16 protein-coding genes are annotated in these 18,600 nt (G+C 67.6%); 6 read left to right on the top strand and 10 right to left on the bottom strand.

Going from position 1 to position 18,600, the window contains the following annotated elements:
• From IP78_RS06915 to IP78_RS06900, 4 genes are all read right to left on the bottom strand, one after another.
• Positions 1 to 277: biotin/lipoyl-containing protein (locus tag IP78_RS06915; protein WP_304438536.1), on the bottom strand; the 277-nt coding region annotated here is incomplete at its 3' end.
• Between the two features lie 77 nt (positions 278 to 354).
• Positions 355 to 3,357, bottom strand: coding sequence for a 2-oxoglutarate dehydrogenase E1 component (locus IP78_RS06910; protein WP_054110966.1), 3,003 nt, complete (start codon positions 3,355 to 3,357; stop codon positions 355 to 357).
• A gap of 139 nt (positions 3,358 to 3,496) precedes the next feature.
• A complete protein-coding gene (locus IP78_RS06905) occupies positions 3,497 to 6,685 on the bottom strand; it encodes an efflux RND transporter permease subunit (RefSeq protein WP_054110965.1) in 3,189 nt (1,062 codons plus the stop codon).
• Positions 6,686 to 6,688: 3 nt separating this feature from the next.
• On the bottom strand, positions 6,689 to 7,864 hold the full coding sequence (locus IP78_RS06900; protein WP_231680947.1) for an efflux RND transporter periplasmic adaptor subunit: 1,176 nt from the start codon (positions 7,862 to 7,864) through the stop codon (positions 6,689 to 6,691).
• 208 nt (positions 7,865 to 8,072) lie between these two features.
• On the opposite strand from IP78_RS06900, the gene lepA reads away from it, so the two are divergent.
• Positions 8,073 to 9,881, top strand: a complete 1,809-nt coding sequence (lepA, locus tag IP78_RS06895) for a translation elongation factor 4 (RefSeq protein ID WP_054110963.1) — start codon at positions 8,073 to 8,075, stop codon at positions 9,879 to 9,881.
• Between the two features lie 55 nt (positions 9,882 to 9,936).
• On the opposite strand, the gene IP78_RS06890 is transcribed toward lepA, so the two are convergent.
• Entirely contained in the window at positions 9,937 to 10,821 is an 885-nt protein-coding gene (locus tag IP78_RS06890; RefSeq protein WP_054110962.1) for an isoaspartyl peptidase/L-asparaginase family protein, read from the bottom strand.
• Between the two features lie 179 nt (positions 10,822 to 11,000).
• On the opposite strand from IP78_RS06890, the gene IP78_RS06885 reads away from it, so the two are divergent.
• Positions 11,001 to 12,002 (top strand): NADPH:quinone oxidoreductase family protein, encoded by a 1,002-nt coding sequence (locus IP78_RS06885; RefSeq protein WP_054110961.1) that lies wholly within the window; start codon positions 11,001 to 11,003, stop codon positions 12,000 to 12,002.
• Here IP78_RS06885 and IP78_RS06880 read toward each other — a convergent pair.
• Positions 11,999 to 12,397 carry a YkvA family protein gene (locus IP78_RS06880; protein ID WP_054110960.1) on the bottom strand — a complete coding sequence of 133 codons (399 nt, stop codon included), beginning with the start codon at positions 12,395 to 12,397 and terminating at the stop codon, positions 11,999 to 12,001. The two genes, IP78_RS06885 and IP78_RS06880, sit on opposite strands and share 4 nt — an antisense overlap.
• A 56-nt stretch (positions 12,398 to 12,453) precedes the next feature.
• On the opposite strand from IP78_RS06880, the gene IP78_RS06875 reads away from it, so the two are divergent.
• Positions 12,454 to 13,236: an SDR family NAD(P)-dependent oxidoreductase gene (locus IP78_RS06875; protein WP_054110959.1), complete on the top strand. Its 783-nt coding sequence runs from the start codon at positions 12,454 to 12,456 to the stop codon at positions 13,234 to 13,236.
• A 135-nt stretch (positions 13,237 to 13,371) separates the two neighbouring features.
• Here the strand turns inward: IP78_RS06875 and IP78_RS06870 are convergent, their stop codons facing one another.
• The 4 genes from IP78_RS06870 to htpX all read right to left on the bottom strand — a co-directional run bounded on the left by IP78_RS06870 (position 13,372) and on the right by htpX (position 16,755).
• Positions 13,372 to 13,887 (bottom strand): hypothetical protein, encoded by a 516-nt coding sequence (locus IP78_RS06870; protein ID WP_054110958.1) that lies wholly within the window; start codon positions 13,885 to 13,887, stop codon positions 13,372 to 13,374.
• 80 nt (positions 13,888 to 13,967) lie between these two features.
• Positions 13,968 to 14,420 carry a hypothetical protein gene (locus tag IP78_RS06865; protein ID WP_054110957.1) on the bottom strand — a complete coding sequence of 151 codons (453 nt, stop codon included), beginning with the start codon at positions 14,418 to 14,420 and terminating at the stop codon, positions 13,968 to 13,970.
• Between the two features lie 65 nt (positions 14,421 to 14,485).
• Positions 14,486 to 15,712: an argininosuccinate synthase gene (locus IP78_RS06860; RefSeq protein WP_054110956.1), complete on the bottom strand. Its 1,227-nt coding sequence runs from the start codon at positions 15,710 to 15,712 to the stop codon at positions 14,486 to 14,488.
• 86 nt (positions 15,713 to 15,798) lie between these two features.
• The gene (gene htpX, locus IP78_RS06855) at positions 15,799 to 16,755 is read right to left on the bottom strand and encodes a zinc metalloprotease HtpX (RefSeq protein ID WP_054110967.1); all 957 of its coding nucleotides are present in this window, start codon (positions 16,753 to 16,755) and stop codon (positions 15,799 to 15,801) included.
• A 50-nt stretch (positions 16,756 to 16,805) separates the two neighbouring features.
• On the opposite strand from htpX, the gene IP78_RS06850 reads away from it, so the two are divergent.
• From IP78_RS06850 to IP78_RS06840, 3 genes are all read left to right on the top strand, one after another.
• Positions 16,806 to 17,012, top strand: a complete 207-nt coding sequence (locus IP78_RS06850) for a DUF1674 domain-containing protein (protein ID WP_054110955.1) — start codon at positions 16,806 to 16,808, stop codon at positions 17,010 to 17,012.
• An 82-nt stretch (positions 17,013 to 17,094) separates the two neighbouring features.
• Positions 17,095 to 18,117: an NADP-dependent oxidoreductase gene (locus tag IP78_RS06845; protein WP_054110954.1), complete on the top strand. Its 1,023-nt coding sequence runs from the start codon at positions 17,095 to 17,097 to the stop codon at positions 18,115 to 18,117.
• A gap of 4 nt (positions 18,118 to 18,121) precedes the next feature.
• Positions 18,122 to 18,529, top strand: a complete 408-nt coding sequence (locus tag IP78_RS06840; RefSeq protein ID WP_054110953.1) for an acyl dehydratase — start codon at positions 18,122 to 18,124, stop codon at positions 18,527 to 18,529.
• Positions 18,530 to 18,600: the final 71 nt, after the last annotated feature.

The raw sequence follows: 18,600 nt of genomic DNA, 5'->3' as shown, positions 1-18,600 counted from the left end.
CGGCCGGAGCGGCGGCGGCGGGCGCAGGCGCGGCGGCGACCGCGCCTTCGGTCACCGAGCCCAGCACGGCGCCCGGCGTCACGGTGTCGCCTTCGCCGAACTTGATTTCGGCCAGGGAGCCGTCGGCGGGGGACACGACTTCCAGCGAGACCTTGTCGGTCTCCAGTTCGACCAGGATCTCGTCCTTCCTGACGGGATCGCCGACTTTCTTGGACCACTTGGCGATGGTCGCCTCGGAGACGGATTCTCCGAGCGTGGGGGTCAGGATGTCGGCCATGGGGGAGTTCCGGTCGTTCAGGTCAGGCGGTCATATAGTCAGGTTTGGCGTCAGGCGGGAGACATCCCGCCCGACAGTCAGGCGAAAGCCTCGGTCGTGAAGGCTTCCAGTTCCTTGAGGTGGCGGCTCATCAAGCCGGCGGCGGTCGAGGCCGAGGCCGGGCGGCCGACGTAGCGGGCGCGCTTGGACTTCACGTCCAGCTTCTCGAGCGTCAGCTCCAGCCAGGGATCGACAAAGGTCCAGCCGCCCATGTTCTTGGGCTCTTCCTGGCACCAGACCAGCTCGGCGTTGGGGAAGCGGGCCAGCTCGGTCAGCAGCGACTTCATCGGCCACGGATAGAACTGCTCCAGCCGCAGGATATAGACGTCGTCGACCGCCTTCTTCTCGCGCGCGTCCAGCAGGTCGTAATAGACCTTGCCCGAGCACAGGATCACGCGGCGGATGTCCTTGTCCGCCTTGATCGAAATGCCCGAGACCTCCGGGCGCGTCTGGGCGTCGTCGTGCAGCACGCGGTGGAAGGACGAACCCTCCGCCATGTCCTTCAGGGTCGAGACCGCCTTCTTGTGCCGGAGCAGCGACTTCGGCGTCATCAGCACCAGGGGCTTCCTGAACGGCCGGTGCATCTGGCGGCGCAGGATGTGGAAGTAGTTGGCCGGGGTCGTGCAGTTGGCGACCTGCATATTGTCTTCGGCGCACTGCTGCAGGAACCGCTCAAGCCGCGCGGAGGAGTGCTCGGGGCCTTGGCCCTCGTAACCATGCGGCAGAAGCATCACCAGGCCGCACATGCGCAGCCACTTGCGTTCGCCGGACGAGATGAACTGGTCGATGACGACCTGGGCCCCGTTCACGAAGTCGCCGAACTGGGCTTCCCACATGACCAGGGTGTTGGGGTCCGACAGGGCGTAGCCGTATTCGAAGCCCAGCACCGCCTCTTCCGACAGGGCCGAGTCAATCACCTCGAAGTGCTGCTGGTCGCCGCCGAGGTTGTTCAGCGGGACGTAGCGTTCCTCGGTCGTCTGATCGACGATGCCCGAGTGGCGCTGCGAGAAGGTGCCGCGCACCGAATCCTGCCCCGACAGCCGGACCGGGAAGCCCTCGGTCAGTAGGGAGGCGAAGGCCAGGCTCTCGGCGGTGGCCCAGTCGATGTTCTGGCCGCTGTCGATCATCTCGCGGCGGCCTTCGATGACCCGCTTCAGCGTCTTGTGGATGTCGACGCTGTTCGGGATGGTCGTCAGGCGGTGGCCCAGGTCGCGCAGCTTGGCCTCGGCCACGGCGGTATCGCCCCGGCGCTCGTCGCCGTCGGGCAGGCCTACGCCCTTCCACTGGCCGTCCAGCCAGTCGGCCTTGTCGGCCTTGAAGCTCTTGCCGGCTTCGAACTGCTCGTCGAGGAAGGCTTCGAAGCGGGCGACCTCGGCGTCCACATCGGCCTGCGTCACCACGCCTTCCTCGACCAGGCGCCTGGCGTAGATCTCCCGCGTCGACGGCAGTGAGCGGATCTTCGAGTACATGATCGGCTGGGTGAAGGTCGGGTCGTCGCCTTCGTTGTGACCGAAGCGGCGGTAGCAGAACATGTCCACCACCACGTCCTTCTTGAAAAGCTGGCGGAACTCGGTCGCCACCTTGGCGGCGAAAACGACCGCTTCCGGGTCGTCGCCGTTCACATGGAAGATCGGTGCCTGGACCATCAGGGCGACGTCGGACGGATAGGGGGTCGAGCGGCTGTTGCGCGGCGAGGTGGTGAAGCCGATCTGGTTGTTCACCACGAAATGCATGGTGCCGCCGGTGCGATAGCCCTTCAGTCCCATCAGGGCGAAGCATTCGGCCACCACGCCCTGACCGGCGAAGGCCGCGTCGCCGTGGATCAGGACGGGCATGACCTTGGAGCGGTCCAGCGCCCACTGCGCCTCGGGCAGGCCCGCGTTGGCCTCGCGGATGTCGAAGGCCTGCTTGGCGCGCGCCTTGCCCAGCACGACCGGGTTGACGATTTCCAGGTGCGACGGGTTGGCGGTCAGCGACAGGTGGACGTTGTTGCCGTCAAACGCCCGGTCCGAGCTGGCACCCATGTGATACTTGACGTCGCCAGAGCCCTCAATGTCCGACGGCACGGTCGAGCCGCCCTGGAACTCGTGGAAGATGGCCTTGTAGGGCTTTCCCATGACGGCGGCGAGCATGTTCAGGCGGCCGCGGTGGGCCATGCCGAACACCATCTCGTCGACGCCCAGCGCCCCGCCGCGCTTGATGATCTGCTCCATGGCCGGAACCATGGCCTCGGCGCCGTCCAGGCCGAACCGCTTGGTGCCGGGGAAGCGCTTGTGCAGGAAGCGTTCGAAGCCCTCGGCCTCGATCAGCTTGTTCAGGATGGCGATCTTGCCTTCCTTGGTGAAGCCGTTCTTCTCGAAGGCGTCCGGACCCTCGAACCGCTGCTGGAGCCAGGATTTCTCCTCCGGCTCGGCGATGTGCATGAACTGGATGCCGATGTTGCCGCAGTAGGTGCGCTTCAGGATCGCCAGCACCTCGCGCAGCGTCCCGGTCTGAAGGCCCAGAACCCCGTCCAGATAGATCGGCCGGTCCATGTCGGCCTCGGTGAAGCCGTAGAACTCCGGCGTCAGCTCGGGATTGGAGCCCGGCTGTTCGATGCCGAGCGGGTCCAGCGTCGCCGCCAGATGGCCCCGCACGCGATAGCTGCGGATCAGCATCAAGGCGCGGATGGAGTCGTGGGCGGCGGCGCGGACTTCCTGCGCCGACACGCCGGCGGACGCGGGAGCCGACTGAACCGGAGCCGCGCTGGGCGCCTTGGCCTTGGGGTCAACCTTCGGAGCGGGCCAGCGGCCGTCGAACACGGCGGTGGTTTCGGACGGCTCGGTCGTCGCAGCGCGACCCCAGCCGGCGGCGCTGGACGACGCCTTCACCGCCTCGGCCGAGTCTCTCAGCTGGTCGAAGAAGCCGCGCCACTCGGCGGGCACGCTCGACGGATCGGTCGCCCAGCGCTCGTGCATCTCTTCAATGTAGGTGGCGTTGGAGCCATACAGGAAGCTGGTCTCGGCAAAGACCTGGTTCAGCCGACCGGCATCGTCCGCCATTTTTCTCGTCGTCCCGACAATCGGCCTCGGGGTTCAGTCGCGGTCACATCCGCGTGAGGCCGACGAGGCTCATATAGGCCCTGTTTCCTTATGGGTCATGACCGAATGGGGGCGAAGTTCGAGAAATTGCGCGGATTTCTCACTCCGCCGCTTTGGCCTCGCCGAGTTGCTGTCCGAAAGCTCGCGCCAGAACCCGTTCAAGCCGCGTCTTGACCCCGTCGATCAGGCTGAAGGCGGCCGGGATGAAGAGCAGCGACAGCAGGGTCGAGGTGATCAGACCGCCGATCACGGCGATCGCCATGGGCGAGCGGAACTCCGTACCCTCACCGAACGCCATGGCGATGGGCAGCATGCCGAGGCCCATGGCGAGCGTCGTCATGATGATCGGTCGGGCCCGCTTGTGGGCGGCATCCATGATGGCGTCGTATTTGTTCATGCCTCGCTCCATGGCGATGATGGCGTAGTCGACCAGCAGGATGGAGTTCTTCGCCGCGATCCCGGTCAGCATGATGATGCCGATCAGGGCGGGCATCGACAGGGCCTTGCCCGTCACCAGCAGCAGGAAAAAGGCCCCGCCAAACGACACCGGAAGCGCCGCCAGAATGGTGATCGGGTGGAAGAAGCTTTTGAACAGAAGGACCAGCACGATGTACATCAGCAGGATGCCGGTCGTGATGGCGAACAGGAAACCCGACGCGGTCTCCTGAAGGTTCTCCAACTCGCCCGAGACCGCCTGGCTGACGCCGGCCGGAAGGTTCTGCATCGCCGACAGCGCATCCACTCGCTCTGAGGCCTGGCCGAGTGTGATGCCGTTCAGCTCGGCCGTCAGGGTGGCGACGCGCCGACGGTCCAGCCGGTCCAGCTGGTTCGGCCCTGCGCCGAAGCTGATATCGGCGACTGACGTCAACGGCACCGTGGCTCCGGATGCCGTCGGCACTTGCAGGTTCTCGATCAGCCCGAGGTCGCTTCGCGATTGCTCAGTCAGCATGACCCGGATCGGCACTTGGCGGTCGCCCAGGTTGAACTTGGGCAGCAGCTGGTCGGCGTCGCCCAGCGTCGCCACGCGCGCCACCGACGAGATGTCGGAGGCCGACACGCCTTGTAGCGCTCCGATGTCCGGCTTGGGTGTGATCAGGATCTCGGGGCGGACCAGCGCCGCCGTCGAGATGACGTTGGACAGGCCCGGCACGCTGCGCATCTCTCGCTCGACCGCCGCTGCCGCGTCTTCCAGCGTCTCGCCGTCGTCGCCCACGAGGGAGATGGACACCTGGCCACCTCCGCCGCCTTCTTGACCGAACTGGACCCGGGCACCGGGAATCTGACGCAGTATGGGTCCCATCTGCTGCTCAAAGGCCTGCTGGCGAATGTCGCGCTCGCTTTTCTTGACCAGATTGACCGTGATCGCAGCGCGGCGGACCTCGCCTGCCGATGACCCTCCGCCGGGGCCGAAGCTGGTCGTTGCCGATCCGATGGACGCATAGACCGAGCGGACTTCCTCGCGGGCTGTCAGCGCCTCTGTCACACGTCGCACCGCCGCATCGGTCTCGGTCAGGGTCGCGCCGGGCGGCAGCTGAACGGTGATGTTGGAGCGCGACAGATCCTCAACGGGAATGAACTCAAACGGCAGTTGTCGGGCGAGGAGCAAGGATCCGGCAAAAAACAACAGGCCAAATCCCATGACCCACATGCGGTGATCCAGAATTCGCCAAAGCGCGTGCCGCCGCCAAAAGCCGCCCGTCTTGCGCTCACGATCTGCCTTCAGTCGGTCCGAGCCGGAATGGCCCATGCCCCAGCGGAGCGCGACCAGATACCATCGCATCCAGGCAGGGTCCGCATGCTCCTTGCCCTGGTCGGCCTTGAGCATATAGGCGCCCATCAGGGGCGTGAGCGTGCGCGCCACAACCAGCGAGAAGAAGACGCTGACGCAAGCCGCGATGGCGAAGCTCTTGAAGAACTGTCCGACCACCCCCGGCATGAAGCCCGTCGGCGCGAACACGGCGATCAGGGTCGCGGTCGTGGCGATGACCGCCAGACCGATCTCGTCTGCGGCCTCGATGGCGGCGGGATAGGGGGCCTTTCCGTCGCGAATGTGCCGGACGATGTTCTCGATCTCGACGATGGCGTCGTCGACCAGAATGCCGATGGTCAGGGATAGCGCCAGAAGAGTCACGACGTTCAGCGACTGGCCCGTCAGATCCATGACCAGGAAGGTCGGGATCAGCGACAGGGGCATGGCCACCGCCGCGATGAAGGTCGCGCGCCAGTCTCTCAGGAACACCAGCACCACCAGCACCGCCAAGCCCGCGCCCAGCAGCAGAGCCTCGACCGAGGCGTGGAAGTTGTTGATCACGTCCTGGGTGGTGTTGGTCACCTCCTCGATGGCGACACCGGGCAGCTCCGCGTCGAGCTTTTCGACCTCTTCCTTGGTGCGCTCATAGACGTCGAGCTCCGACGACCCTTGCGAGCGGCTGATAGAGAAGGCCACGACCTCCTCCCCATTGAAGCGGGCGCGGCCACGGGGCTCGGACCATTCGTCGGTGACCTCTCCAAGGTCACCCAGCCGCACCGTGCGTCCGGCGACGGGAATCAGGGTCTCAGCCAGGGCCTCGACCGAGGGGGCCGAGCCGAGCGTACGGATGGCCTGTTCGTTGCCGCCGATCTCGCCGCGCCCGCCCGGCAGGTTGATGTTGGCGGCGCGCAGCTGGTTAGACACGGCTGCCGCGCTGACGCCCTGGGCGGCCAGCTTGACGGGATCCAGCTTGACGCGGATCTCGCGGTTGACGCCGCCGTCCCGGCTGACCTGGCTGACGCCCTGGATCGACAGCATGCGTTTGGCGATGGTGTTGTCGACGAACCAGCTCAGCTCTTCGGGGTTCATCCCCGGTGCCCGCACGACGTAGGTGACGATGGGAATCCGGCTGAACTCGATGCGCTGGACGATCGGCTCCTGCACGTCGGCCGGCAGATCCTGACGCACGCCCGCGACGGCGTTTCTGACGTCGTTCGTCGCCTTCTCCAGATCGACGCCCAGATTGAAGGTGATCGAGGTGGTCGAGACCGAGTCGTTGACGACCGAGTTAATATCATCGACCTCGCCCAGACCCGCGACCGCGTCCTCGATCAGGCGGGTGACCTGGGTTTCCAGCTCGGTGGGCGCGGCGCCCGACTGGACGACCGTGACCGACACCACCGGAAGATCGACATTGGGGAAGTTGTTGATGGGCAGGCGGCCGTAGCTGACGATCCCGGCGACCGTCAGCACGATGAACAGGAGCACGACCGGAATCGGGTTCCGGATCGACCAGGAGGAAATGTTGTTGAAGTTCATGGCTCAGTTCGCCGATGACGCGGCGGGAGCGGATGGCGGGGCCACGGGACGCGTCGGGGCGGTCGGTTGGACCACGCGGACCTGATCACCCTCGCCGAGGAAGCCAGCCCCCTCGACCACCACCCGCTGGCCGGCCTGCAGGCCCGCCGAAACCGCGACGGCCCCCTCGGCGCGACCCGCTTCGGTGATGGGCTGGAAGCGGACGGTCGAGTTCTCGCCCAGCACATAGACGCCCGGCCGGTTCTCGCGGAACACGACGGCCGCTGAGGGCACCGTCAGCGAGGGCTGGCTGCCCGCGTCGATCTGGGCGCGCGCGAACATCCCGGGCCGCAGGTTGGAGCCGCCGGCCAGCGCGATGCGAGCCACGCCCAGCCGGGTCTGGGGATCGACCTGGGGCGTCACGATCCGCACCGTGCCACCGGCCTGACCGGCCTGGTCGGAAACGATGGTCGCGCCCATGCCCGGTCGAACCAGCCGTAGCTCGGCCTCGGGAATCTGGGCGTCCAGCTCAAGCCGACCGTCGCGCACCATGCGGAACAGCTCCGATCCCGCCTGAACGATCTGGCCGCGCGTCACGCTGCGGCTCGAAATCAGGCCCGAAACAGGGGCTCGGATGGTCGCCTGATCGACCCGCGTCTGGGTTTCGGCAAGCGCCGCGCGCGCCGCCGCGAGATTGGCAGCCGAGGCTCGCTGGTTGGCTAGCGCGGTGTCCAGTGAGGCCTGCGAGAGGAAGCCGCGTTCCTTCAGTTCCTGAGACCGTGCCAGCGCCGCGTCGTCGCGCGCCAGATTGGCCTCGGCGGTCTGGACCTGGGCCTGTTGTTGGCGCAGCTGGGCCCGCAGAAGCGTGTCATTTAGCTGGACCAGGGGCTGGCCCTGCCGGACGTATGAGCCCTCGTCGACGTAGACGGCCGTGGCTACGAGGCCTCCGGTCTCGGCACCCACCGGTACCTCTTCCCAGGGGGTCACGCTGCCCGATGCCGTGATGATGCGCGGCAGATTGGTCAGGGTGACGGTCTGGATGCTTACGGCCTGTCCGACCACCTCGGCTTCGCCCTCGGTCTTGTCGACGGAACCGCCACAGGCGGTGAGGCCGAAGGATGTTACGATCAGGGCCACCAGCACAGGCGCACGGAGGCCCAGCATGCGCGATGCCGGGCGGGTCGATGTCGTGGAGGCCACGGATATTCCTGTCGCTGTTCGCGGCGAAGGGGAGCGCCGCAAGTCATCACCGGTTGACCGGCGGGGTTCCATAGCGCGTTCCGGGCCTCTGCTCAAACGCCGTCAGGCCGCATTACACAGACGTAATGGCAACGCTTTTGTCGTCCTGGCCTTGGGGCGTCCGGCCGCGTTGGCGCGCGGCGTTCGGCCATGCTAACCGCGCCGCACAATGACGACGCCCCCTATCGAACGCATCCGCAATTTCTCGGTCGTGGCCCACATCGACCATGGCAAATCGACCCTGTCCGACCGGCTGATTCAGGTCACCGGAGGGCTGAGCGCGCGCGAGATGTCGGCGCAAGTCCTTGATAATATGGAGATCGAGAAGGAGCGGGGGATCACCATCAAGGCGCAGACGGTGCGCCTGCACTACAAGGCCAGGGACGGGCACGACTATGTGCTGAACCTGATGGACACGCCGGGGCATGTGGACTTCGCCTATGAGGTCTCGCGCAGTCTGGCGGCGTGCGAGGGGTCGCTGCTGGTGGTGGACGCCAGTCAGGGCGTCGAGGCCCAGACCCTGGCCAATGTCTATCAGGCCATCGACAACAACCACGAGATCGTGCCGGTCCTGAACAAGATCGATCTGCCCGCCGCCGAGCCCGACCGGGTGCGCCAGCAGATCGAGGACGTCATCGGGCTGGATGCGTCGGACGCCGTCCTGTGCAGCGCCAAATCCGGCATCGGCATCGAGGACGTGCTGGAGGCCATCGTCACCCGGCTGCCGGCGCCCAAGGGCGATCCCGACGCGCCGCTCAAGGCCATGCTGGTCGACGCCTGGTACGATCCGTATCTGGGCGTCGTGCTGCTGGTGCGCGTCTTTGACGGCGTGCTGAAGGCCGGGCAGAGGGTCAAGATGATGCAGGCCGGCTCGACCCATCTGGTCGACCGCGTCGGCGTCTTCCTGCCCAAGAACACCCCGGTCGAAAGCCTCGGCCCCGGCGAGGTCGGCTTCATCACCGCCCAGATCAAGGAAGTCGCCAACGCCGCCGTCGGCGACACCATCACCGACGAGAAACGCCCCACCGCCGAACCGCTGAAGGGCTTCAAGGAGGTCCAGTCGGTGGTCTTCTGTGGCCTGTTCCCGGTCGACGCCGCCGACTTCGAGGACCTGCGCGCCGCCATCGGCAAGCTGCGCCTGAACGACGCCTCCTTCACCTATGAGATGGAGAGCTCGGCCGCACTCGGCTTCGGCTTCCGCTGCGGCTTCCTGGGCCTGCTGCATCTGGAGATCATCCAGGAGCGCCTGAGCCGCGAGTTCAACCTTGACCTGATCGCGACGGCACCCTCGGTCGTCTACAAGATCACCAAGCGCGACGGCACCGAGATCGACCTGCACAACCCGGCCGACCTGCCCGATGTGATGCAGATCGAGACCATCAGCGAGCCGTGGATCAAGGCCACCATCCTGACGCCCGACGAATACCTGGGCGGGGTCATCAAGCTGTGCCAGGACCGGCGCGGCACCCAGCTGGAGCTGTCCTACGTCGGCGCCCGGGCGCTGGTGGTCTATGAGCTGCCGCTGAACGAGGTCGTGTTCGACTTCTACGACCGGCTGAAGTCGATCTCGAAGGGCTATGCCTCCTTCGACTACGAGCTGACCGACTACAAGCCCGGCGACCTGGTCAAGATGAGCATCCTCGTCAACGCCGAGCCGGTCGACGCCCTGTCCATGCTGGTCCATCGCGCCCGGGCCGAGACGCGCGGCCGGGGCATGGTCGAGAAGATGAAGGAGCTGATCCCGCCCCACATGTTCGTCATTCCGATCCAGGCCGCCATCGGCGGCAAGATCATCGCCCGCGAGACCGTGCGCGCGCTGCGAAAGGACGTGACGAGCAAGTGCTACGGCGGCGACGCGACGCGGAAGAAGAAGCTCTTGGAAAAGCAGAAGGCCGGCAAGAAGCGCATGCGCCAGTTCGGCAAGGTGGAGATCCCGCAGGAGGCCTTCATCGCCGCGCTGAAGATGGATGAGGATTGAGGGCAGCTTTGGGCGCTACCGGTCGGCTCGCGGAGCACCTTTGCCTGAGCGCAGACTAACGCCCAAACACCTCCACCCCAACCGCGCCGTCCGGGGATAGCCAGGCGCGCTTCATGCCCTGGCTGTTGAAGGGATCGGCGTGGCGGCCGTGGCGGTCCAGCGCGATCAAGCCGCCGTCGCCGCCCAAGGCGCCGATCTCTTCGATCACGGCCTGGGCCGCCTGAGTGACGGAGGCGCCCGCGCGGACTCGCCAGGAGACCTGGGCGGCGGCGGCGACGCGGAGGAAATACTCGCCCTGGCCGGTGGAGGAGACGGCGACGTCGCCGTCGGCCCAGACCCCGGCGGCGGGGATGGGGGTGTCGCCGACACGGCCCGGCAGCTTGCCGAAGACGCCTCCGGTCGAGGTGGCGGCCGCGAGACGGCCCTGATCGTCCAGGGCGCAGCAGCCGACCGTGCCGTGCGCGAGCGCCGGGGCGTAGCCGGGGGGATGGTTGTCCTCGCCCTGGCCGGCGCGGGTGAACCAGGTTTCCGGGTCGTCGATGGGCTCAAGCCCCTGTTCGGCGGCGAAGCGGGCGGCGCCGGACCCAGCCAGCAGGACATGGGGGGTCTGGTCCATGACGGCGCGGGCGGCGCGGATGGGGCTCTTGAACCCCTGGAGCGCGGCGACGGCGCCGGCTCGGCGGTTCGGGCCGTCCATCAGGCTGGCGTCCAGTTCGTAATCGCCCGCGAGGTTGGGAGACGCGCCGCGCCCGGCGACGTAGAGGCCGCTCTCCTCCAGCATCACCACTGCCTCGACCACGGCGTCCAGCGCGGACAGGCCGTCGTTCAGGCGGGCGGCCATGACCTCGACCACGTGGCGCATGTGAGCGATCTCGGCGGAATAGTCGCGGGACCGGCGCGCTCCGGCGCCGCCGTGCAGGATGAGGGCGGGGGCGGGCATGGACGTCTCTCCTGCAATGCGCGTTCGGCCTCTTTGACGGCGGGCCGGGGCCTGATTAGCGTCACTCCGACGCGGGCGCCACGGGGGCGGTCAGTCGCGATCGTGGTTCAACCTGCCAAGCGGGCCTCAAGTCGCGCGAACGCGCGTTAGGCCCGCCGAGCGAAGCGAGAAGAAAAAGTATGCGCGCAGTCCTGTCCAAGACCGTCGGCGGTCCGTCCTCGCTTGTGGTGGAGGACATCCTCGATCCGACGCCCAAGGCCGGCGAGGTGGTGATCGAGGTCAAGGCGGTGGGCATCAACTTCCCCGACACCCTGATCATCGAGGACAAGTACCAGTTCCGGCCCGAACGCCCCTTCGCCCCCGGCGGCGAGGTCGCGGGCGTGATCGAGGCGGTGGGCGAGGGCGTGAAGGGCCTGTTCAAGGGCGACCGGGTCATCGCCGTGCCGGGCTGGGGCGGGCTGGTCGAGCGCATCGCCGTGCGGGCCGACAGCGTCATCAAGATCCCGGACGGCATGCCGTTCGAGGAGGCAGCGGCGCTCGTCCTGACCTATGGCACCGCCTACTATGCGCTGAAGGACCGGGCGAACCTGCAGTCGGGCGAGGCCCTGCTGGTGCTGGGCGCGGCCGGCGGCGTGGGGGCCGCGGCCGTGGAGCTGGGCAAGGCCATGGGGGCGCATGTGATCGCCGCCGCCTCGACCGCCGACAAGGTGCAGTTCGCGCTGGAGCTGGGGGCCGACAACGGACTGATCTATCCGTCCGGGCCGATGGACAAGGCGGCGCAGAAGGAACTGTCGGGCGAGCTGAAGCTGGCCTCGGGCCGGGATGGGCCCGACGTGGTGTTCGACGGGGTGGGCGGCGACTACGCCGAGCCCGCGCTTCGGGCCATGGACTGGAACGGGCGGTATCTCGTGATCGGCTTCCCGGCGGGCATTCCGTCGTTCCCGCTGAACCTGACGCTCCTGAAGTCAGTGTCTGTGGTCGGCGTATTCTGGGGGGCGGCCGTGGCGCGCGATCCCGAGGGGCACAAGGCCAACATGGCCGACCTGATGCGGCTGTGGTCCGAGAAGAAGATCAAGCCGCGCGTCTCGCGCACCTTCCCGCTGGAACGGGCACATGAGGCGATCCAGGCCCTGTCGGACCGGTCGGTCATGGGCAAGGTCGTCGTGACGGTCGAGAGTTAGTCGCCGGAGAGCCGCTTCAGCGCCCGCTCGGCGGCCTCGTGGTGTCGCTTCTTCACATTAGCCCCCAAAGTCGCCAGCAGGGCGGTGATGACCGCTGCGTCGTCGGTGAAGCCGATGCCGAGCAGAACATCGGGAATGGCGTCGGTCGGCAGGACGAAATAGGCCAGAGCACCCATCATGATGCCCTTGGCGGCCAGCGGCGTCTCCGGGTCGCGAGCGGCGTAGTAGACGCTGATCAGCCGGTCGGCGAAGGGCACGCGGGCGGCGACGCGGGCGATCTTGGGCCAGAAGGCGGTCCGGACGCGCTGTTCGTTGACGCGCTGCACGGCCGGCAGGAGCGCCTTGTCGGGGTCGATGGCGTCCTCGGGCGACGTCGGGTTTGCGTTTGCAGTCATGGCGGCTAAATCCCCGCGACTTTCACGAGTTCACTGACAACATAGGGACGGACGCCATGAAACTCGACAGCGGCATTTCTGCGGTGATCACGGGTGGGGCCTCAGGGCTGGGCGAAGGCACGGCGCGGGCTCTGGCGGCGCAAGGGGTCAAGGTCGCCCTCTTCGACATGAACGCCGAGAAGGGCGAGGCGATCGCCAGGGAGATCGGCGGGGTGTTCTGCGCCGTCGATGTGACCGATGACGCCTCGGTGGCGGCGGGCTTCCAAAAGGCGCGGTCCGCGAACGGCCAGGAGCGGCTGGTGGTCAACTGCGCCGGCATCGCCACCGGCATGAAGACGGTCAGCCGCAAGAAGGACACCGGCGAGATCAAGGCCCACGACATGGCCCAGTTCGAGCGGACCGTGCGGGTCAATCTGTTCGGTACTTTCCGGGTCCTGAGCCAGTCGGCGGCGGGGATGATCACCCTGGACCGCATGGACGACGGGGAGCGCGGCCTGATCGTCAACACGGCGTCGGTGGCCGCGCAGGACGGCCAGGTCGGACAGGCGGCCTATTCGGCGTCCAAGGGCGGGGTCTACGCCATGACCCTGCCGATCGCGCGGGACCTGGCGCAGGAAGGCGTGCGGGTGAACACCATCCTGCCGGGCATCATGTGGACGCCGATGATGGCGGGCATGGACCAGAAGATCCAGGACGCGCTGGCGGCCCAAATCCCCTTCCCCAGCCGCCTGGGCACACCGGCGGATTACGCCTCGCTGGTCCTGGAGCTGGCGCGCAACGTCTACATCAACGGCGAGTGCATCCGCCTGGACGGCGCGATCCGGATGGCACCGCGCTGACGGAAATCCTCCTTCGTTAGGGGAGGTGGCGCGGCGCGCCTTCGCGCCGTGACGGAGGGGGCTCGCCGCGCCCACGGTGTCTGGGGTCGGCCCCCTCCACCTCTTCGCGGTCCCCCTCCCCCAGTGGGAAAGAATTTACTCCGGCGTGGCTTCGTCCACGCCGGCTTCGGCCTCGGTGACGGCCTCGGCGGCTTGGTCCAGCGCGTATTGAGCGACGAGGCCGTAGGTCTGCATGTGCTCGGGGTCATTCGACGCCCAGGCCCCGTTGGTGGCCATGCCCTGCCCAGCCCGGATGGCACCCTGAACCTCGGGATCGTTCAGGGCGTCCGCGACCAGGGCCTCGACGTCGATGTCGGCGAGCGCCTGCTGGGCGATGGCCCCGGCATGGCGGCTGATCTCGGCGGTGAAGCGGCTGACTTCGGGAGCGTATTCGGCCCAGAGAGCGCCGATGCGCTGCTCGCGCTGTTCTTCTGACAGGCTCTCGTCCTCGGCGATGGCCTCGGCGCGTTCGCCGAAGGCTTCCATGCGGGCTTCGAAGGCTTCGGACGCGGCCTCGATGGCGCGTTCGGCGTCAGTCTCGGGGTCGGACGCCAGGGCGGCGTTGAGCGGCAAGACCGCGAGCGCGGCGGCGAGGCTGAGGACGCGGATCATGGCGGGGCTCCCTTGTCTGGCGCGCAAGCTCCGCTCCAATGGCGTTCCGCTCAAGTGAAATCGCGGTAAGGCAACCCGCCCTACTCAGCCGCAGGCGGCGCGCCCGGCTCGGATGGCGCGTCCGCCGACTGCTCGGCCTGGGCGCGGACCATGGCAGGAAGGCCGCGAATCTGGGCCATGCCGGCCTCGAAGCCGGTCCGCGCGCCTGCCTGCTGGTCAGCGGGAAGGGCGGCGAGCTGGGGCCCGACGAAGGCTTCCAGTTCAGAGGCGAAGGCGTCCGCCTCTGGCTGATAGCGCGCCTGGATGGCGTCCAGATCAGCCGTCCGCTTGGCGCGATCCGGGCCGGCGGCGGTGATGGCGGCCCCCATCTCCTCGCCCATCTGACGGATGCGGCCTTCGAACGCTTCCGCCCGCGCCTCGATGGCGGCCTCGGCGGCGGCGGTGTCCGAGGCGGGCGGCGACGGGGGAGCCGTCTCCTGCGCCAGAGCCGGGGTGGACGCAATCAGGGCGGCGGCGAAGAGGATGGAACGCATGGGAAGGAACTCCGCTGGACAGGCCCTGACCCTCGCATGGAGGGTCCGGTCAAGCCAAGCGGGGATCAGCCCCGGCGGTCGCGCTTGGCCAGGACGCGCAGGCGCAGGGCGTTCAGCTTGATGAAGCCGGCCGCGTCGTTGTGGTCATAGGCCTGGACGCCTTCCTCGAAGGTGACGAGGTCCTGGTCGTACAGGCTGTTGGGGCTCTCGCGGCCGATGACGGTGACATTACCCTTGTAGAGCTTGACCCTGACGGTGCCCGACACCTTCAGCTGGCTGTGGTCGATGGCGGCCTGGAGCATCTCGCGCTCAGGCGCGAACCAGAAGCCGTTGTAGATCATCTGGGCATAGCGGACGGCCAGTTCGTCCTTCAGGTGCATGGCGCCGCGATCCAGGGTGATGGACTCGATGCCGCGATGCGCGGCCAGCAGGATTGTGCCGCCCGGCGTCTCATAGACCCCGCGCGACTTCATGCCGACATAGCGGTTCTCGACCAGATCGAGGCGGCCGATCCCGTTGTCGTGGCCGAGCTGGTTCAGCCGGGTCAGGAGCGCGGCGGGCGACAGGGCCTCGCCGTCGATGGCGACGGCGTCGCCCTTTTCGAAGGCGATGGTGATGGCGGTCGGCTGATCCGGCGCATCCTCAGGCGAAATGGTGCGCTGGTGGACGAACTCCGGCGCCTCGACGGCGGGGTCTTCCAGCACCTTGCCCTCGGACGAGGAGTGCAGAAGGTTGGCGTCGACGCTGAAGGGGGCCTCGCCGCGCTTGTCCTTGGCGATGGGGATCTGGTTCTTTTCGGCGAAGTCCAGCAGGGCCTCGCGGGAGCGGAACTCCCACTCGCGCCAGGGGGCGATGACCCGGATGTCGGGCTCCAGCGCATAGTAGCCCAGCTCGAAGCGGACCTGATCGTTGCCCTTGCCGGTCGCGCCGTGACAGACGGCGTCGGCTCCGACCTGGCGCGCGATCTCGATCTGACGCTTGGCGATCAGGGGCCGCGCGATGGAGGTGCCGAGCAGATACTGGCCTTCGTACAGGGCGTTGGCGCGGAACATCGGGAAGACGAAATCCCGCACGAACTCCTCGCGCAGGTCGTCGATGAAGATGTTCTCGGGCTTGATGCCGAGTTTCAGCGCCTTCTCGCGAGCGGGTGCCAGTTCCTCGCCCTGACCCAGGTCGGCGGTGAAGGTCACGACCTCCGCGCCGTATTCGGTCTGGAGCCACTTGAGGATGATCGAGGTGTCCAGACCGCCGGAATAGGCGAGGACCACCTTCTTTACGGGCGGCTGGGTCATGGGCGGCGTCCTTGAACGGCGGTCGGGGAAGGGTGGCGCTTAATAAGCGCACACCCCCGCGATGCAAGGGCCGGATTGCGGCGGGATCAGCCCCAGGGGCCGCGCGGGCGGGGCGCCTCGACGGTCAGAGGGACGGAGGTGGTCGGGGCCGACGTCGGGACGAAGGTCGAGGCGGCGAGGGGAGTCATCCCCATGCGCGTCCCAAGCTCCATCAGGGCGCGGACGCGGTTGCCGGTGGCGGGGTGGGTCGAGAACAGGTTGTCGGCGCCTCGGCCCGCCAAAGGGTTGATGATGAAGAGCTGTCCCGACGCCGGATTGCGCTCGGCGGTCAGGTTCACGATCCGCTTCGAATAGGCCTCGATCTTCTGCAGCGCGCTGGCGAGCGCCTGGGGGTCCTGGGCGATTTCGGCGCCGACGCGGTCGGCCTCGTACTCGCGGGCGCGGCTGATGGCCATCTGCACCAGGCCCGCCGCCATGGGGGCGAGCAGCATCAGGGCGAGCGTACCGATGATGCCGCCCGGACGCTCGCGGTCGCCGCCGCCGAAGAAGAGGGCGAAGTTGGCCAGAGCGGAGATGGCGCCGGCGAGCGTCGCCGTGACCGTCATGGTCAGGGTGTCGCGGTTCTTCACATGGGCCAGTTCGTGGGCCATGACGCCGCGGATCTCCTCCCGCGTCAGCATGTCGAGCAGGCCGGTAGTGGCGCAGACCGCCGCGTTCTGCGGATTTCGGCCCGTGGCGAAGGCGTTGGGCTGGTCATTGGGGATGATGGCGATCTTCGGCCGGGGCATGCCCGCGCGCTGAGCCATTTCGAGCGTGTCGGTGACATAGGTGCGGATGCGGGCGTCCGGGTGGGTCTCGTCCACCATCTGGGCGCGGTACATGCGCAGCACGATCTTGTCGGCGTTCCAGTAGCTGAACAGGTTCATGCCGCCCGCGAAGACGAGCGCGATCAGCATGCCGTTCATCCCGCCGAGTTGCAGGCCAATGAAGCCGAAGAGCGCCGTCAGGGCGGCAATGAGGGTAAAGGTCTTCAGATGGTTCATGGTCGCGATTATGTGGTTCAGCACCCCCTGACGCTCAAGAGGCTGCCCCCGTGACCGATGATCCCAATTCCGAAGCGGCCGAAACGCCCGAACCGCGCGTGCTGAGCGAGGCGGCCAAGCGGGCGCTGGCCGAGGCCGAGGCGCGCCGGGTGGCCGCCGCCATCGTCGTTCTGCCGCCCGAGGACGGCGGGTCGCGCGGGCCGGAGCCGACGCGATACGGCGACTGGGAGAAGAAGGGGCTGGCGGTGGATTTCTGAGCGGGGCGGTTTTCCGCTTTCGCCGCTCCGCCCAGCCCGGCATGATGCCCGTCTCGATAAGAAACCAACCGGGAGACGACCGATGGGCCTGATGAACCGCCAATGGGTGCTGCGCCAGAGACCGCACGGCCTGGTGCAGGACAGCGATCTCGAGCTGGTCTCGACGCCGGTGCCCGATCTGGCGGACGGTCAGGTGCTGGTGCGGACCATCTATCTGTCGCTCGATCCGACGAACCGGACGTGGATGAACGACGCGGTGGGCTATCTGCCGCCGGTGGGGCTGGGCGACGTCATGCGCGGGCTGACGCTGGGCGTGGTCGAGCAGTCCAGGTCCGAACGGTTTGCGGTCGGCGATATCGTGACCACGGCCATGGGCGGCTGGGCCGACTACGGCGTGGTGCCGGATTCAGGCGTCAGCCGGGTGCATCGCTTCCCCGGCCTTCCGCTGACGGCGAACATGTCGGTGCTGGGCATGACGGGCCTGACCGCCTGGGCGGGCGTGACCGACGTGCTGCGGCCCCAGCCGGGCCAGACCATGGTGGTGTCGGCCGCCGCAGGCGCCGTGGGCTCCATCGCCGGCCAGATCGCCAAGCAGAAGGGCGCGCGCGTCATCGGCATCGCCGGCGGGCCCGAGAAGTGCGCCTGGCTGACGGGCGAGCTCGGCTTCGATGCGGCCATCGACTACAAGAACGAGGACGTGGGCGAGGCGCTGGACCGTCATGCGCCGAACGGGATCGACCTGAACTTCGAGAACGTCGGCGGCGACATCATGATCGCCGTGTGGAACCGGCTGAACATCCATGCCCGCATGGCCGTGTGCGGCATGGTCTCGGCCTATAACGCCACCAAGCGCCCGCCGAGCCCCGACCTCAGCCGCCTGATCACCCACCGCATGACCATGCAGGGCTTCCTGGTCATGGACTACAGCCCGCGCGCGAAGGAATTCGTGGCCGAGGTCGGGCCGTGGCTGGCGGGCGGTCAGGTCAAGTGGAAGGTTCACGTCGACAACGGCCTGGAGGGCGCGGTCCGCTCGCTGAACCGGTTGTTCACGGGCGACCATGACGGCAAGCTGCTGGTTCGGGTGTCCGAAGAACCGGCGAGCTGAACCGATGAGCGATCCGCTCCACGTCCATTTCGAGGATCTGGAGGTCGGCCAGGTGCTGAACCTGGGCGCCTGCGCCGTCGACGAGGCGGCGGTCCAGCTGTTCGTGGAGCATTTCGCGCCGGGGTGGGACAGCGCCTACGGCGCGCCTGACGCCCTGACCTATGCCCTGTGGAGCCGGCTGGCGTCGGACAAGTCCGCCGAATGGGCCCAGTCCAAGATGCTGGCCGTCGACGGCCTGCGCTTCCTGCGCAATCCGCCCGCGGGCGAGCTGCTGCGCGGGCGGATGACGGTGATGGGCAAGGACCCGGTCGGCGACGAGAAGGGCATCATCATCGCCCAGCACGATCTGCTGGACGAAGGCGGCCGGCTGGTCTTCTCGTGCCTGACGCGGGGGTTGTTCGTGAGGAGGTAGGAAGGTTCGAGGTTTTAGGTTCTAGGGGGAACAGTGGGTCGCGATGGCCCCCACCACACACGCCCCCCCCC

Origin of the sequence: Brevundimonas sp. AAP58, assembly GCF_001295975.1 — a bacterium.
Taxonomy (GTDB): domain Bacteria; phylum Pseudomonadota; class Alphaproteobacteria; order Caulobacterales; family Caulobacteraceae; genus Brevundimonas.
This window is presented reverse-complemented; position numbering and strand designations above follow the sequence as displayed.